The organism is Ureibacillus manganicus DSM 26584 (assembly GCF_000772945.1).
In the GTDB taxonomy this organism is placed as follows: domain Bacteria; phylum Bacillota; class Bacilli; order Bacillales_A; family Planococcaceae; genus Ureibacillus; species Ureibacillus manganicus.
The window spans coordinates 168650-185682 of record NZ_JPVN01000003.1; the positions used below are offsets into that span (position 1 = coordinate 168650).

The following is a 17033-nucleotide window of genomic DNA, read 5'->3' on the forward strand; positions in this document are numbered from 1 at the left end:
GAATAACAATTCTATAGTTTAGTCAAAAATTTTCTGATAATAAAAAATATATTGACAATTATAAAAATAAAACACTATAATTACATATATGGAAAACGTTTTTATATATAACAAAAAACATTTTAACTTAAATTGATTAGGGGGACATCGATGAATATGAGATCACTTACACTTATTCTTTTAACTTGTACTTTAGTTATGGGGGTGTTTTATTATCGTTCAGCTGATAGTTTGAGAGTCGTTTCGAATTCGGATGATATAGGAGCTGGATATTTTCCTAAATTACTTGCGATTGCTCTCATTGGATTGACTCTAGTAAGTATTATTCAAACTATCAGAGAGAAAACCGTTGAAAAATTTGAATTAGGGAATGCGAAGATGGTTGTACTTACAGTTATTTTAACGTTTTTTTACATTTTTACTTGGATTCAATTCCAAACTTTCTATATTTCAACTTTCATATTCTTATTTACACTAATTTATTTGTTCCAACCTAATCGGAAGTCGAAGAAAATCTTGTTTTTGAGTCTGATGAGTACATCAATTGTTCTCATTGGTATTTATATATTTTTTGAAAAGATGTTACAAATTCAATTTTAGATAAGGGGGGGACCAGATGGGATTTTTGGATTTTGATTTTACAACATTATTTACACTAACAAATATGACAGCAATTTTAGTAGGAACGATTGTTGGATTGGTTATCGGTGCTATGCCAGGATTGGGTGCAACAATGGCTATTGTCTTCCTATTACCTTTCACATATTCGATGACACCAGTTAGTGCAGTGTTGTTACTACTAGCTGCCTATCAAGCAGCAGAATATGGAGGGTCCATTTCTTCTGTCACACTTGGGATTCCAGGAACACCAGCAGCTGCAGCAACTTTGCAAGATGGTTTACCGCTTGCTCGTAAAGTATCACCAGGTAAAGCTCTTGGCTATTCTTTAAATGCTTCAACAATAGGGGGAATTGTTGGTGCTTTAAGTTTAATTTTTCTTACACAACCATTTGCCGAATTTGCACTCATGTTATCGGATCCAGAATTTTTCTTACTAGGTGTAATGGGACTTATAGCTGTTGCTTCTATTAGTGTTAAGGGAACGATGACAAAAAGTTTAATATCGGTAGTTTTCGGATTGATGGCTGGAACTATTGGTATGGACATGTTTACTGGGAATCCGCGTTTTACAATGGGGCAATTAGACCTAATGGAAGGAATTGGAATAGTAGCGATGCTTATTGGAATGTTTGCCATTCCAGAAATATTACGGGTGATTAAGGATGACTTACATACTCGTTTCGCATCAAATAACAGTGGTATGTCAACCAAACTTAACGCAAAAGAAATGAGAGGTGTTGCAAAGCCAATCGGTTTTGGTTCAGCAATCGGAACCATTGCAGGAATATTACCTGGATTAGGAGCAGTCGCTGCTTCTTGGTTTGCCTATATTGGAGCAAAAAAACTATCTAAAGATCCTGAATCATTTGGTAAAGGAAATCCTGAAGGGATTGCTGCACCAGAAGCGGCAAACAACGCGTCTGTGGGCGGGGCATTAATCCCATTGTTCGCTCTAGGAATTCCAGGATCAGTAGGGATTGCTGTAGTCATGAGTGCATTTATAATTCATGGAATTCAACCAGGACCACGTATATTTGCGAGTGATTCGACATTGACTTATGGCATTCTTTACGGTTTCTTATTGACAACAATCGCAATGTACATTGTTGGTCGTATATGTACACCACTTTTTGCTAGAATGCTTGTTGTACCGAATAGTTTTCTAATGCCAATTGTTTATGTCATTGCTTTAGTTGGTGGTTTTTCTGCATCTATGAAGTATTTTGATTTATGGTTCGCTTTATTGTTAGGTATTATTTCATTTTTCTTCATTATAGCCCGTTTTTCGATGGCCGCATTCGTTATGGCATTCGTTTTAAGTCCTATAATTGAAAAAAGTTTACGAAGAACATTACTAATCTCAGATGGAAGTTATATGCCATTTATAACGAGACCGTTTTCACTCGCTTTACTAATCATAATTATCTTGATGTTAATGTCACCGCTTTTTGGAAAATTAAAGAACCGTAACAAAAAAGTTAAAGAGGATGTACCAAGCTCAGAAGTAGTCAGTGATAACTGATTCTATTTAATGAACTTGTTTCATTATAGAAATATATTTAGAGATTGTAAATTAAAGGGGGATTTAATTTGAAAAAGTCAATAGTATTTATGTTGTTTTCATTGTTACTTGTCGTTTTAGCTGCATGTTCAGATTCTGCCGGTAATGCCACAAATAATTCTTCAAAAGAAGCGGGTGATTCTAAATTTCCGGAAAAGTCAATTACTCTAATGGTTCCATTTGCTCCAGGGTCTGTGAATGATAGTGTTGCTCGCCTCCTAGCAAAGCTTACTGAAAAACATCTTCCAAACAATAAAGCAGTAGTGGTGGAAAATGTAGAGGGCGGTGGAGGAATAGTTGGTATGACCCAATTGATGAATGCAAAACCGGATGGCTATTCGCTTGGTTATGGTACCGTTTCTCACGTAAGTGTCCTACCACATTTTGGCGATGCACCTTTTACTCATGACAGTTTTCAGCCAATTATGAAACTTTCCGCTTCAGTTCCAATGCTCGTTGTTCGAGCGGATGCTCCGTGGAATACATTTGATGAATTGGTTACTTATGCAAAAGAAAATCCAGGGGCTTTCAACTATGCAACAACTGGTGCTGGTAGTATTTCAAACTTAAATATGGTAGCAGTTTCGAATGCATTGGATTTTGAATTTAAAAATGTACCTTATGAAGGTGGGGCACAAGGAATTACTGCTTTGTTAGGGGGCAATATTGAAGGTGCAGTCGTAATGCCTAGTGATGCGAAAGAGCATATAAAAGCAGGAACATTAAAAGCTCTATTCGTATTTTCACAGGATGATTCCGAGTATGAAACAGCTTCTACTTTGAAAGATTATGAGCTGGAGTCAGGCATTGAAGCTTTTTCAATGTTGTTTGCACCGAAAAACATTCCTGCTGAAGAAATAGTCATTTTAAATGAAGCATTCCATAAAGCTACTCAAGATCCAGAGTTTATAGAGTTTACAAAAAATATAAACACAAACATAACTTATTTAGGAGCTAAAGAATCTCAGGAAGAAGCGACACGTACGTTTAATCTTGCCGGAGAATTATTAAAGAATCTAGGGTTAATTCAATAATTTGAATAAGGCAAGAAATTATTGCTGAAAACATAGGAATTGATGATGAGAGGTTATTAATTAATAAAATATGTATCGGAGGGAAATTGAATGATAGAAATTGTTAATGAAGTAAAATTAACGATTAAAGAAGATAACCCAAACCCATTTTTGAAAGATCACTTTCAGCCAATTGGAAAAGAATATACGGCTACTTCTGAAAGTCTTGAGGTAATTGGTGAAATTCCAAAAGATTTGAATGGAATATATGTACGTAATGGTCATAACCAAGTACATGAACCAATGGGAGTGTTCCATATTTTTGACGGTGATGGAATGGTTCACGGTGTTCATTTTGAAAATGGAAAAGCAACTTATCGTAACCGATTTGTTCGTACAACTGGTTTTCTTGCCGAGCAAGCTGCTGGAAAATCATTATGGCCAGGAATGCTTGAGCCACATTTGGCAACTCGTCAAGGTTGGGGAAGCATGGGAACGATGAAAGATAATGCAGGAACAGATATCATTGCTCACGCTGGGAAGTTATTGGCAACAATGTCTCAATGTAGTGAAGCAAATCGCTTGGATCCAATTACATTGGAAACAGTTGAAACAGATACATGGAATACTAAGGTTGCTCCAGCAGGTGTTTGCTCTCACTTCAAGGTAGATTATGACACAGGGGAAATGATGTTCTTCAATTTTAGTGAAACGTATCCTTATATGAACTATGGTGTAGTTGATTCGAATAATAATTTAAAGCATTATGTTCCAATTGATTTACCGGGAGTACGTTGGCCACATGATCTTGGAATTACGAAAAATTACTCAATCCTTCATGACTTACCATTTATCTTTGATCCGGAGCTGTTAGCAAAAGGTGAACGAAAAGTAACATTCTTTGAAGATATGCCTGCTCGTTTTGGTATTATCCCAAGATACGGTGATAGTAATCAGGTTAGATGGTTCGAAGCTAAACCGTGTTTCATTCTCCACTTGTCAAACAGCTACGAAAATGGTGATGAGATTATCATGGAAGGTTGCGTGACGTTTAATCCACGTAAACCGGCAGTCGGCAAGCAAGGAAAAGATGCAATTGATAAAATCAAAAGCCAATTCAACCAAAATGCAACGCAATACCGTATGTATCGTTGGAGATTCAACTTGAAAACTGGTAAAACGAAAGAAGAATTTTTGGATGATGAAGTGACAGAATTTCCAGTCGTTAATAATGAGATTGTAGGGAAGAAATATCGATACAGTTATAATTCAACATTTGATAACTCAAAAGCTTGGTGGCTAAGTGGTTTGAAAAAATATGATCTACTTGATGGTACATCCCAACGTTATGAGTATGGTGAAGGGCGTGTTGGTAGCGAACCTCAATTTGCACTGAGAGATAATGCTAAAGAGGAAGACGATGGTTATTTAATAACACTAGTAACGGATATGAATGAAAATCGCTCTGAATGTCTCATTTTAGATGCACAGGATTTTTCAAGAGGTCCAGTAGCACGAATCATTTTACCAGAACGAATCCCTGTAGGGGCACATGCTTGTTGGGTAGCAGCTGACCGAATTAAGGGAGAAAGAGTTTAATAGATTCCTAAAAGAAGCTGGGAAAAAAGCGAGTTTCCACTCATGTCCCAGCCTGTAGTTGAATTGAAAATCAATTGAAAGTCTGCTTCTTAAAAAACTATGGATGGAGAGATAGAAATGGAAAAACTAATTATTACAGTTGCGCCAACTGGAACAAATACAACTCGAAAGGATACACCTTACGTACCTCTAACACCAAAAGAAATTGCGGATGAAGTTTACCTAGCATGGAAGGCGGGTGCAGCAATCGCACACTTGCATGTTCGGGAAGCTGATGGATCTCCTTCAATGGATGTGAATTTATACCGTGAAACCGTTGAGAGAGTGAAAGATAAATGTGGTGACGAACTCATTATCAGTTTAACATCAGCTGGTAAGCATGGTTTGTCTGATGAAGAAAGATTAGCATTTTGTGAGTTGTCTCCAGACTTTGCATCATTAGATACAGGCTCATTGAATCTACGGAATATCGTTTTTATGAACTCCCCACAGTTTTTAAGGAAATTAGCTTCAGAAATGCAAAAATACAATATTAAACCAGAAATTGAAGTTTTCCATCCAGGAATGATTACAAATGCTATGAAACTTGTTAACGAAGGATTAATTACAGGGGATTTACATTTCCAAATCGTCCTTGGTGCTGATGGCGGAATGCCTGCAACACCTAAAAGTCTTCTTTATTTCTTAGATGCATTACCACCGGGAGCAAGTTGGGGTTGCGTAGCATTTGAAAATCAATTTTCAATGAACACTTTAACGATTGGACTTGGTGGAGATGTTCGAGTAGGTATGGAAGATCACGTTTATATTCGTCCAGGTGTACTTGCGAAAACAAATGCTGAATTTGTCGAACGTATTAAAAACGTTTCTTATGAGTTCGGACGTGATGTTGCGACAGCAGCTGAAGCGAGAAAAATTATGAAACTTGAGCAAAAACAAGGATCGATTATTTAGTAATATCAGTTTAGAGGAAGTAATAACACGGTAAAAAAATATACGAAAAGAACTTATGTGGAAATAGAATTTCAAAATTGGAAATGAAATGAGGTTATCCTTATTGACAATTGATGTAAATAACCTGGTACTAATTCCTGGCTTGAACAATACGAAAGAAATTTGGGACGCAGTAATTGAGGAATTACCAACATCTTATAACTATTATCCAATCACTGTGCCAGCGATTAGCAATATGGATGAATTAACAGATACAGTATTAAATGAACTTCCTGAAAAATTCCATCTGGTAGGTTTTTCTTTCGGTGGCTTTTTAGCACTTTCAATGCTTGAAAAAGCACCTGAACGAATTACAGGACTGTGTTTAATCGGTACAAGTGCGGAAGGTGAATCCGAGGAAGGTAGAAAACTCAGAAAACAATCGATTTCTCGAGCATTATTGGAATATGAAGAAATGGTATCTGCTGGGGTAGGGCGTACTTTTCACCCTAATAGTTTAGAAAATCTTGATATTCAAGAAGTAAGAAAACAAATGGTGAAAGACTATGGTGCAGAACGATATATTGCACACACAACAGCGTTAATGGAACGTGTAGACCGTCATCATGTCATTAAACAAAATGATATTCCTTATTTGTTTGTGGCGAGTGAAAGAGACGTTGTGATACCATTGGAAAAAACGAAAGAAATGACTAAATTTGCTAACAACGCACGTTTTGAAACAGTAGACCAAAGTGGTCATTTAATTCCACTTGAACAACCTAAGGAATTAGCAAAAATAATTACTTCTTGGCTAGAATAAGTGGAAGATTGATTACGTGTAAACTGCACAAATTATAGCCGGAGTCGAGGATCATTTTATTTCTTTCTCGTCACGGCTTTTTCTCTATAGAAAGTGTACAAATGCATTTTAGCAGATTGGTAACAGTTTATTAAGAAGGAGCTTTGAACAATCTGCTTACATAGAATTTGATTTTACTTTTATAAAACTTTGCTATTCTAAAAATCATAGTGAGTAAGAATATGAGTTTGGAATATATTTTCCTATAACTGTATTTAATTAACCAGTTTGTATATAATTCAATTATTATTCTAATTCAATTTATTGGTAAGGTTAAATTAATTGAAATATGGAAAGAGGTGCACCAAATGGTAATTCGGAATACAGAAAAGAAAGCAAGCTTAGTACCCGCATTGGATTCTTCTTTGAAAATATTGGAATTATTAGCAAAGCAAGAATATCATTCAGCTACTCTTACGGAAATTTCAAGTGCTACTTCGATTAATACAAGTACTTGCTTACGAATTTTGAGAACGTTGGAAGAAAAAAGCTATGTTGTATTTGAGCCGGGGGCGAAAACTTATTCGCTAGGAGCTCCGCTAATTGCACTTGGCAATAGAGCGAAAGAAGTAAATGATTATATTCAAGTTGCAAGCGTTTATTTAAAGGAACTTGTGAAAACGGGATTTACTTTTGTTCTAGTGAAGCGAATCCGTGAAACGAGTTTAATGTATGTGGCAAAAGAAGAACCATCATTAAAAGTACGATTGACGGTTTCAATGGGAGACTCTTTCCCAATAACAGCGGGAGCTCTTGGGAAATGTTTTTATGCATTTTTACCTGATAAGGAAGCGGAAGAAGTACTTAAAAAACTAATTGTAGATAATCAACTACCTCAATACACAAAAAATTCACTTTTGACATTGGAAGAGTTGAAGAATCAAACTCAAAAAATTCGTGGAGAACTTATTGCAGAAAGTCACGAAGAATATTCTCTTGGAATTTCAGCATTTGCATGTCCAATTTTTGATAGCAATGGTGAAATTGTGTTAGGCCTTGGTACATATATACCAAAGTCTATAATCGGAGAGATCAACGTAGAAGATCTTAAAAGTATTATGAAAAAAGTTGCTCAAGAAATTACAGAAGCCATTTCTACACTTGTATAACCAAATATTAGATAGAAAGTTTTGCCCAGTGCCGGGGTAGAACTTTTTTTAATAATAACGAGATTACCAAATACAGTCTGTTATTTTTGTATCAAAAAACTGGAAGTAAATTAGTTATTTCTGTATATAAAAATGGATTTCATATATGAAATTGTGGTAAACTGAATGTAAAGAAATCTCAACTTCATTTCTCAAATTACTAGTAACAGGACATTTACTGAATTGCCTTAATCAAACAAAAGATTTATATGCATAAGAATATTTGCAAGCAATTATAGAGTAATAAAGGAGCGAAGTATTATGAAAGAAACAGAGAAGAAAGAATGTGAGCTTGTAGAAGGGAAATATATTCGAAGAAATATTGAATTTAATGCAGAGGGGACGATTCTTCGTGGATGGTTCTATTTACCAAATACGAATGAATTGAGATTTCCTACTATAATAATGGCACATGGATTCGGTTCTTTGAAGGAGATGCACTTGGATCGTTTTGCGCAAACTTTTGCAGTAAATGGCTTTGCTTCAATTTTATTTGATTATAGTAATTTTGGAGATAGTGATGGGCAACCTCGAGGGGAAATTAATCCTTGGAGACAAATAGAAGAATACAAACATGCCATTACATTTGCCACGACATTAGCTGAAGTTGATACAGAAAAAATTGGGGTTTGGGGAACGAGCTACAGTGGAGGACATGTGCTTGTTGTTGGTGCATCAGATCATCGTGTGAAGTGTGTGGTATCACAAGTTCCGACTATCAGTGGTAGTGAAAGTTCTTTACGCAGAGTTCCTGCTGAAAAAGTCGAAACTCTTTACGAGGAATTTAGACAGGATCGAGTTAATCGAATGCTTGGGAAGCAACCGATAAAAAGGACTCTAGTCTCAAATAATATTGAGGATAATCCAGTATATGGAACCGCTGAAGCATTAGAATGGTATTTGACATCTGGGGAAAAATCTCCAAATTGGACAAATGAAGTGACGTTACGTTCCATTGAATATTCGCGAACTTACAATCCAGGTACATTTATTTCCCTTGTAAGTCCGAAACCACTGTTATTATTGGTGGGAACTGATGATAACGTAACACCAACGGATCTCGCTTTAAATGCCTATGAAGCAGCTCTGGAACCGAAGAAGTTAGTACTAATTCAGGGTGGTCATTTTGATCCGTATATAAAGAAATTCGATATTGCCAGCAAGGAAGCGATTGAGTGGTTTACAAAGCACTTACAGTAAAATAATATTGATTTGACATTAGTGAAACAATTAGTATTTAAATTTACAAGGGCATTATATCCAAGATGGATTAATGCTCTTTTTGATTGAAGTTATTAAAATAATAATCTTCTTTTTATGGATTTCCATTATGAATAGCAAGTATTAATAATGTAATTAAGGTTTTATAAAGGTGAACAATAGAACCTAGGAAATGTGCACGATAATCCACTTAGTCATTGTGTAATTAGATATTAAGCTTAGCTTCGGGACCATCAACTGTTTGGTTAAACCTTTTTCTCTTACGTGGCTTCTTAAGGTTTAACTGAGCAGTTAAGATACCTACTAGGATAAGAATTGCTCCTAAATCCCCTTTGACTGGGGGGGCGGCTACGAAAATATAAGCAAATAATGCTGCAAAAACTGATTCTAATGGGGAAATTAGACTTGTGTGCGTTGGAGTGGTACGTTTTTGTGCTGTTTTCTTAATTTGTAACTGTCTCTGTTTCACCAAACCTATTTTTTCTAAAAAATATTGAAATTAATACAACACTGCAAACTTTTCGAACACGTATAGAATATAGCTTCAATTTAAAAATAACTAACAATCTTTTAGGATAAAAAAATCAAATAATCGAATACTACCAATTGAGTTTATATTTCGGAGGTGTGCGAGTAAGAGAGGATTTAGTTTTTTCAGAAGTTCAATATAAATACAAAATAGGAGGTTTTTATTTATGGAAAAGAAAAGGTTTGCGGTGTGTTTGTTAGTGTTCATGATGATGCTATCGATCCCTACAGGAGTTTTTGCTTCAAAGAATATGGGAGCAAAAAAGGACATTGTCGAAACAGCGGTAGAAGCAGGGGAATTCAAAACGTTGGCTGCTGCTCTAGAGAAAGCAGGTTTGGTTGAAACGCTGAAAGGCGAAGGGCCTTTTACTGTATTCGCTCCGACCGATGCAGCGTTTGATAAACTTTTAAATGACTTAGGCGTCACAGCTGAAGAATTATTAGCTCGAAAAGACTTAAAGGATATTTTGTTGTACCATGTTGTACCGGGGAAGGTACTGTCTAGTGATTTGAAAGATGGGATGAAGGTGAAAACGTTGGCTGGGAAAGAAGTAACTATTTCGCTAAACCCTGTTCAGGTCAATGAATCAAATGTTGTTAAGCCAGACATCGAAGCTACAAATGGTGTGATCCACGTCATTGATGCAGTGTTAGTGCCATAAGTAATTGGTGCAATTCCCCACTGGAGTAGCGCTTTAACTTAATGAAGAAGTCAGTATAATTATTACAGGACTTTATTTTAGAAACACTCCTAAATGTTGATATCAATGTTTAGGAGTGTTTATTTGTATGAATTTTTAAATTGATGAGTTTGCATAACAAAACAAAGTACTTTCTGTCGAAGGTCAAATTGACAAAAACATGTGGGAAAGGCTGAATCATCTCCTTACTCACATGTTTTTAATAATACGTAAACATTGTTTCCTTGTTATAATACATAGTGTATATGTCTTGTGATAATAGATAGGAGGTACGAGCCATGTCAAAATTGTTGAAGTTTGTAAAACTACTGAATAATCCCACAGTGAAAAAGGCGATTATAGAAAAAGGTGTACCGATCATCAAAAAGGAAATTGAAAAGAGAAAAAATAAAACGAAGTAAAGGAATGCAGGTTGTCTTTTTGTTCGATGGAAAGTTAACCAATCAGAAACTTTCTGGAAAATATTATTGAAACGCAAACTTAAATTAACATATCTCAACTTGAAAAATGGATTGTCCTATAATGGGACAATCCACTTTCTTTTTAATCATTCAATTTAATTCAAGCGTTTCATTAATGTCTATCGATTGAGAACTTTGCCCGGTCATACGTTTATAGAAATAGGCAATCTTCTTTACTAGATTTCCTGATTCCCAATATTCTGCTGCTTCTACTTTTACTTTTATTAAGATCACGTTAGGATCATCATATGAAGTTTGCATAATTTTATCATATACTTTGCTCCATAATTCCTTTTTCTTGCCCAAATCTTCAACGATTTCTGCTTTTCCACGGACGGAAACATAAGATTTCCCTGCATATGCTACATTGACATGTTGATCGTGTAGTATTTCATCATATTTATCCGTATCTTTTTTAGTGAAGAACCATAAGTCACCATCAAACTCTACTTCTTGTGTTTTCATAGGACGAGAAACAAGGCCTTCTTCAGTAGCAGTAGTCAACATAGCTATGTCTATATCTTTAATTAATTCTCTTAATGTTTCAATTTCCTCTTGATTCATCATGTTAGACAAATTATCACCTCTTTTAAATTTATAATTCCCTCTATAAAACCATTTATTCAGGTGTATCGGATTACTAAATTTAATCAAAATTGGAATTCCAAAAAATAACTAGAAAGGCAATCAACTGCGATTTAAATATTTTTTCATTATAACTTTTTAGACTCTTATAAAAGAGGTAACACTGATAAAAAGTATTACTGGTTATGAAAAATATTTAAGAGGAGTTAGAGGATTCAGATGCTGCTCACAAACACTAATGTATTACAAAAAGAGATGACTGCTAACCAATTAAAATATATCGCGATTATTCTAATGTTTTTTGATCACCTTTTTGCAATTTTTCTTGATCAGAGTAGTTTAGAAGGTGCGCTTTCACGTATACCTGGAAGAATTGTAGCGCCAATCATGTGTTATTTAATTGCTGAGGGATATTTTTATACATCGAATGTGAACAAGTACATTAAGAGGTTATTGATTTTTTCAGCTATTTCCCATTTTCCATACGTCATCTACTTTGGTATACCATGGTGGAAAGGAACGAGTGTCTTTTGGTCATTAGCTTTAGGGTTAATCGCATTAGCGGTGGCGAAGAACAACAAATATCCACTTTACGTAAAAGTTCTTGCCGTGATTGCATGTTGCATACTAGCTGTTCCTGCTGATTGGTATTATATTGGGGTCTTATGGATTCTGTTCTTTGGACTATTTAGGGGAGATATACGAAAGCAGTTGATAAGCTTTGCAATTATAGGTATCTTCCTTCATGTTATCCATTCGATCTATGATTATGGTTGGTTATGGGTAAATCAATTAGGAATGTTTTTAGCTGTACCATTACTATTAATGTATAAAGGAAAACAAGGTAGAAAATCCAAAATTTTAAAATGGGGATTCTATATCTTTTATCCGTTACATCTATTAATATTATATTATATCTATATAATAATTACTGGTTGACGGAGGAGGATATATGACAAGAATATTTAGTCGAAAAGATACTATATTGTTTCCACTTCTGTTGGCATTGTTTTTACTACTATCAGCCTGTTCAACTTCTAATGACAAAGTAGATCTAGAGGAAGATTTAAAAAGTGTTTCTGCAAGTCCTCAAGAAACGATCCCGACGATTGATCAAAATTCCACTCCAATACCTAAACCTTACGTAGGAGATTTGGAATTGCCAGTCATCGGTGCAACAGGATTTACTTCCGTTCAGTTAGAGTTAAAGGACGCTGCCAGTCAAGATTCTGAAACAGTTCAACTACTTGAAGCAGGAACTGGTTTCGAAATTTTACAAGAGGATGGCGACTGGTGGTTAATACAAAATGAAAATTCAATTGGATGGGTATTGCATAAGTATTGCTTTATCAATTTACCTGATGTAATCCCATCCATCATTTATGATAATACAAATACTTATTCTGCCAAATATGTGTCTTCAGCAAAATCAATTCCAAATATTACAGGGGAAACACTTTACCAAGGTAAAACTTTCAATAATAGACTCGGAAAAGAAGAATTTATTGTCCCTGTTTTATATTCAATGTCTAAAAAAATCAATCTTGCTCAAGAATACGCATTAGCAGATGGGAACTCTTTGCTTATCTACGAAGGATATCGCCCCTATTCGGCACAACAAGCTATAGTAAATGAATTAACTAAATTAGCTACGGTTGACTTTGAGGTTGGTGCTGGGATAAGTACGTCTCCTTGGTCGATCAATTGGTTTATTGCAACTAGCGTGTCTAATCATCAGGTTGGATATGCAATTGATGTAAGTTTAGCAAAAGTCAACTCAAAAGAGGAGATTGTAATTGGAGATTATGCTAGCATCGAAATCACAGATTATATAGAGTATACGATGCCTACACCAATTCACGAACTGAGCTTGGCATCAGCAACATTCCAAACACCTGTGTCTGCAATGTCGCCAACAGCTTGGAAAAATGTTAAATTAGCTGACAAAATGAACGAAGCAGCCATCAATTTACAAACTTACAATACAAAAGCAGGACTCACACCTTTAGCTTCAGAGTGGTGGCATTTTAATGATTTAGATGCGTTGAATGAAGTGAAGGACAATAGTAGTGATGGAGGGTATATTTTATCGGAAATCTATAGTGTAATACCTCCTTCCAATAACAAATATTAAGAATAAATCAAGTAACGAATGAGGCTGGGACAAAAGATAACTTTTAACCAAAAGCCAGTATTAAGTATGATAAAAATCTGCTATTTCTATATTAGAAAGTCGGTCGTTGGAGAGGCATGCGAAGACTCCTGCAGGACGTAGAAGCAGTCATGAGACCCCGGAGAGCTTTAGCTCCCGGAGGCTCATGGCTTCCCTGCGGAAAGCGAAGCATGCATCGGAAACGAACGTCACTATATCAAAAAGGTACAATCCAAATTGAATGATGGATTGTATCTTTTCACTTATGACCCAGCCTCTGTTAATAATAATTATAAAATCAAAAACTAATTAAGACGTAAAGCATAAAATTCTTTTTGGAATTTTTATGCTTTATTTTATTTTAGGAAACTCAATTCTAGTTGGAGTATCTACTAATTAGATTCCAAAGGTTAAGTGCAGTTTTTTTGAGTGAAATTTAACAGATAGAATTTAGGATTTCGTGTTGTCGTTTAACATTACAAGGAAGTGTGTGGCTGTTTTCTATAATATAAAAACGAATAAAAAAAATAAAGTAGTTAATATTAATTAATAGATGATATCTATGACAACCCAATAGAGTTGGTCATATGTAGTAAATTATATTATCAACTATCAGATACTAATAAGAAGTTAAAAGAGAGAGAAACTATGTGGTTTTTAAAGAAAAAAAATCCCTACACTTCATTACCAAGTCAACCGGTCGAATCAAAACAAAAAGATGTTTTAAAAACTAGTCTTCAACAAAATATACAAACACTAAAAGATACCCTTGGAAAAAGTTCAGATATAATCATTCGTGAAATTAGAATTGGAAAAGAAGGTACCATTAAAGCCGGTATTATATATACTGATGGATTAACCGATACACCTTCACTTCAAAACTTTATTTTGGAAACTCTCATGCTAGATATCAAGGAGATTGATTTACAGAAAAAAATTTCTCCTGAGCAAAACCTTATTAGTGTATTAAAAGATGTTGCTTTGACAGTTGGAGAAATTAAAGAAGTAAGTACTTTTGACGTTATTCTAACTAGTCTATTGTCTGGAGATACGATTATTTTAATCGACGGATATGCTCAAGGTTTAATTATTTCTAATAGACAATGGGCCGAGCGAGGGGTAACTGAACCAACTGCTCAAACCGTAGTTAGAGGACCACGAGAAGGTTTTACCGAAAATTTGCGTGTAAATACTGCTCTAATCCGGCGAAAACTGAAGGATCCGAATCTTTGGATTGAATCAAAAATTATTGGAACACGTACGAAAACCAACGTTGCCATAGTTTATATTAATGACATTGCAAATGACAAAATAGTGAAAGAAGTCATATTACGTTTGGATAAAATAAACATTGATGGAATTCTCGAAAGTGGGAATATAGAGGAGTTAATCCAAGATTCGACATATACACCCTTTTCTACTATTTATAACACGGAACGTCCAGATGTAGTAGCTGCAGCACTTCTTGAGGGACGTATAGCTATATTAGTAGATGGAACACCGTTTGTATTACTCGTTCCAGCATTATTTGTTCAGTTTTTCCAATCACCTGAAGACTACTATGAGCGTACGATTGTTGGGAGCCTTATTCGAATACTTCGGTTTATAGCATTCTCAATCTCTTTACTTGCACCAGCATTATTTATTGCAATTACAACATTTCATCAATCAATGCTACCACCAGCACTACTCATTAGTCTGGCAGCCCAGCGAGAAGGAGTTCCATTTCCAGCATTTGTTGAAGCGCTCATAATGGAAGTCACCTTTGAAATTTTAAGGGAAGCGGGTATAAGAATGCCACGTTCCATTGGAACTGCTATTTCAATTGTAGGTGCATTTGTTATAGGCACGGCAGCAGTAGAAGCAGGATTAATTTCAGCTATGATAGTAATCATCGTTTCAATAACCGCCATCACTAGTTTTGTATCTCCTTCTTACGAAATGGCAATTGCAGTTAGGGTACTTCGCTTTGTATTTATGGCGTTAGCTGCTTCGTTTGGATTATTTGGAATTATGGTTGGTATAATTGCCCTTGTTTTACATTTATGTAGTTTACGTTCTTTTGGCATACCTTATATGTCCCCTATAGCTCCATTTAATATTTCTGATCAAAAGGATACGTTTATTGTTCTACCTATAAGGAAAATGTTAACTCGACCTCACTTCTTTAATCATAAAAATGCGACTAGGCAGCAAGATTCAACTGTAAAAAATAAGAAGGGGAGTTAGTGATGAAAAAGTGCATGTTTGCTATCCTAATTCTCAGTCTTTTTCTTACTGGATGTTGGGACCGACGAGAATTGAATCAACTCGCCATTACGCTAGCGATGGGAATTGAGAAAATTGAAGATAACTACCAAGTATCAGCTCAAGTGGTTGTACCTTCAGAAATGTCCATGAAAGGAAGTACAGGGAGTGCAAAGGTCACACTTTATACGGCCAGAGGGGACACAGTCTATGAAGCTGTGCGAAAAATGACAATGGACTCGCCTCGAAAAATATATCCTGGACATCTTCAAATGCTTGTGATTAGTGAAGATTTAGCTAAAGAAGGGATAGGTGAATCCTTAGATTTACTGTCAAGAGATTGGGAACTTCGACCGGATTTCTATGTCGTAGTGACAAAGAATACATCCCCTGCAGAAATACTGAATGTCTCGACAAATTTAGAAAGCATACCAGCCAATAAAATGTTTAACAGTCTTAATATGTCAGAAGTGGCATGGGCTGGGGCAAAAAGTATTACTTTAGATGAGCTTATAGCTGATCTTATAAGTGATGGGAAAGAAGCTGTAATTACAGGTGTTCAATTAATAGGAGACCCTAAAATAGGGTCAAGTAAAAACAATGTAGAAAAGATTTCACCTGCAGCTTCTATTCAATATGATAATTTAGCTGTGTTCAAAGGAGATAAAATGGTAGGCTGGTTAACTAAAGATGAAACCATAGGCTATAGTTATGTCACAAACTCAGTAAAAACAACTGTTAGACCAATCTCTTGTCCTAAGGACGGGAAAGTTAGTATAGAGGTCTTTAAGTCCAATTCAGTTATAAAGGGTTTTATAAATAAAGGGAACCCAGAAGTGAATATCAATATTAACTTGGAGGGAAACGTAGGATCTGTAGAATGTCATATTAATCTTAGCGAATTGGGAACAATTAGTGAGCTTGAAAAAATTTACGAAAAAGAATTGAAAGAAAACATTAACAACACTATAGTCACGTTACAAGAACAATATAAATCTGACGTATTTGGTTTTGGTGAGGCCATCCATCGGTCTAATCCAAAAGAGTGGAATAAGATTAAAGATAATTGGGATGAGGAATTCTCTAAGCTAAAATTTAATGTAAAAGTAGATTTGAAAATTGTTCGTACGGGTACGAAAAATAATTCCTTCTTAGAAAAGATAGAGGACTAAAATTATGATGAAAGTTATAGGAATACTTTTGATTGCAACTATTATTCTGATGATTGAGGTTCCACAACTAATGGAGAAAAAACACAAAAAAGAGTTGTTAGTTTTTTCAATCATACTTGCAATTGGAGTAGGATTAAGTATTGCACAAGCGTTGGGAAAAACTATTCCTAACCCAATGGACTTATTAAATTTGGTGTATAAACCGATTAATGACTTTTTTGTTGGTTGA

17 protein-coding genes are annotated in these 17033 nt (G+C 35.3%); 15 read left to right on the forward strand and 2 right to left on the reverse strand.

Features of this window, described 5'->3' with window-relative positions; translation table 11 throughout:
• The first annotated feature begins 150 nt into the window (after positions 1–150).
• From CD29_RS03510 to CD29_RS03545, 8 genes are all read left to right on the forward strand, one after another.
• On the forward strand, positions 151–600 hold the full coding sequence (locus tag CD29_RS03510; RefSeq protein ID WP_036182895.1) for a tripartite tricarboxylate transporter TctB family protein: 450 nt from the start codon (positions 151–153) through the stop codon (positions 598–600).
• Between the two features lie 16 nt (positions 601–616).
• Positions 617–2143: a tripartite tricarboxylate transporter permease gene (locus CD29_RS03515; protein WP_052123980.1), complete on the forward strand. Its 1527-nt coding sequence runs from the start codon at positions 617–619 to the stop codon at positions 2141–2143.
• Between the two features lie 68 nt (positions 2144–2211).
• Positions 2212–3216 carry a Bug family tripartite tricarboxylate transporter substrate binding protein gene (locus CD29_RS03520; RefSeq protein ID WP_036182897.1) on the forward strand — a complete coding sequence of 335 codons (1005 nt, stop codon included), beginning with the start codon at positions 2212–2214 and terminating at the stop codon, positions 3214–3216.
• Positions 3217–3306: 90 nt separating this feature from the next.
• Positions 3307–4794, forward strand: coding sequence for a carotenoid oxygenase family protein (locus CD29_RS03525; RefSeq protein ID WP_036182899.1), 1488 nt, complete (start codon positions 3307–3309; stop codon positions 4792–4794).
• Positions 4795–4911: 117 nt separating this feature from the next.
• On the forward strand, positions 4912–5748 hold the full coding sequence (locus CD29_RS03530) for a BKACE family enzyme (RefSeq protein ID WP_036182901.1): 837 nt from the start codon (positions 4912–4914) through the stop codon (positions 5746–5748).
• A 103-nt stretch (positions 5749–5851) separates the two neighbouring features.
• Entirely contained in the window at positions 5852–6550 is a 699-nt protein-coding gene (locus CD29_RS03535; protein WP_036182903.1) for an alpha/beta fold hydrolase, read from the forward strand.
• Positions 6551–6897: 347 nt separating this feature from the next.
• Positions 6898–7698 carry an IclR family transcriptional regulator gene (locus CD29_RS19550; protein ID WP_052123981.1) on the forward strand — a complete coding sequence of 267 codons (801 nt, stop codon included), beginning with the start codon at positions 6898–6900 and terminating at the stop codon, positions 7696–7698.
• A gap of 300 nt (positions 7699–7998) precedes the next feature.
• Positions 7999–8937: an alpha/beta hydrolase gene (locus CD29_RS03545; protein ID WP_081976130.1), complete on the forward strand. Its 939-nt coding sequence runs from the start codon at positions 7999–8001 to the stop codon at positions 8935–8937.
• Positions 8938–9163: 226 nt separating this feature from the next.
• On the opposite strand, the gene CD29_RS03550 is transcribed toward CD29_RS03545, so the two are convergent.
• Entirely contained in the window at positions 9164–9427 is a 264-nt protein-coding gene (locus tag CD29_RS03550; RefSeq protein WP_211277445.1) for a DMT family transporter, read from the reverse strand.
• Between the two features lie 265 nt (positions 9428–9692).
• On the opposite strand from CD29_RS03550, the gene CD29_RS03555 reads away from it, so the two are divergent.
• Together CD29_RS03555 and CD29_RS20770 are read left to right on the forward strand one after the other, a co-directional pair.
• Entirely contained in the window at positions 9693–10148 is a 456-nt protein-coding gene (locus CD29_RS03555; protein ID WP_235801766.1) for a fasciclin domain-containing protein, read from the forward strand.
• Between the two features lie 317 nt (positions 10149–10465).
• Positions 10466–10588: a hypothetical protein gene (locus CD29_RS20770; RefSeq protein WP_268870970.1), complete on the forward strand. Its 123-nt coding sequence runs from the start codon at positions 10466–10468 to the stop codon at positions 10586–10588.
• A gap of 150 nt (positions 10589–10738) precedes the next feature.
• Here CD29_RS20770 and CD29_RS03560 read toward each other — a convergent pair whose 3' ends face one another.
• Positions 10739–11224 carry a pyridoxamine 5'-phosphate oxidase family protein gene (locus tag CD29_RS03560; RefSeq protein ID WP_036182909.1) on the reverse strand — a complete coding sequence of 162 codons (486 nt, stop codon included), beginning with the start codon at positions 11222–11224 and terminating at the stop codon, positions 10739–10741.
• Between the two features lie 228 nt (positions 11225–11452).
• Between CD29_RS03560 and CD29_RS03565 the strand changes: the two genes are divergently transcribed.
• From CD29_RS03565 to CD29_RS03585, 5 genes are all read left to right on the forward strand, one after another.
• A complete protein-coding gene (locus tag CD29_RS03565; protein WP_036182911.1) occupies positions 11453–12172 on the forward strand; it encodes a TraX family protein in 720 nt (239 codons plus the stop codon).
• A gap of 13 nt (positions 12173–12185) precedes the next feature.
• Entirely contained in the window at positions 12186–13367 is a 1182-nt protein-coding gene (locus CD29_RS03570; protein WP_052123982.1) for an SH3 domain-containing protein, read from the forward strand.
• A 666-nt stretch (positions 13368–14033) separates the two neighbouring features.
• The gene (locus CD29_RS03575; protein ID WP_036182913.1) at positions 14034–15614 is read left to right on the forward strand and encodes a spore germination protein; all 1581 of its coding nucleotides are present in this window, start codon (positions 14034–14036) and stop codon (positions 15612–15614) included.
• Between the two features lie 2 nt (positions 15615–15616).
• Entirely contained in the window at positions 15617–16804 is a 1188-nt protein-coding gene (locus CD29_RS03580) for a Ger(x)C family spore germination protein (RefSeq protein ID WP_036182915.1), read from the forward strand.
• A 4-nt stretch (positions 16805–16808) separates the two neighbouring features.
• On the forward strand, positions 16809–17033 hold the full coding sequence (locus tag CD29_RS03585; RefSeq protein WP_036182919.1) for a hypothetical protein: 225 nt from the start codon (positions 16809–16811) through the stop codon (positions 17031–17033).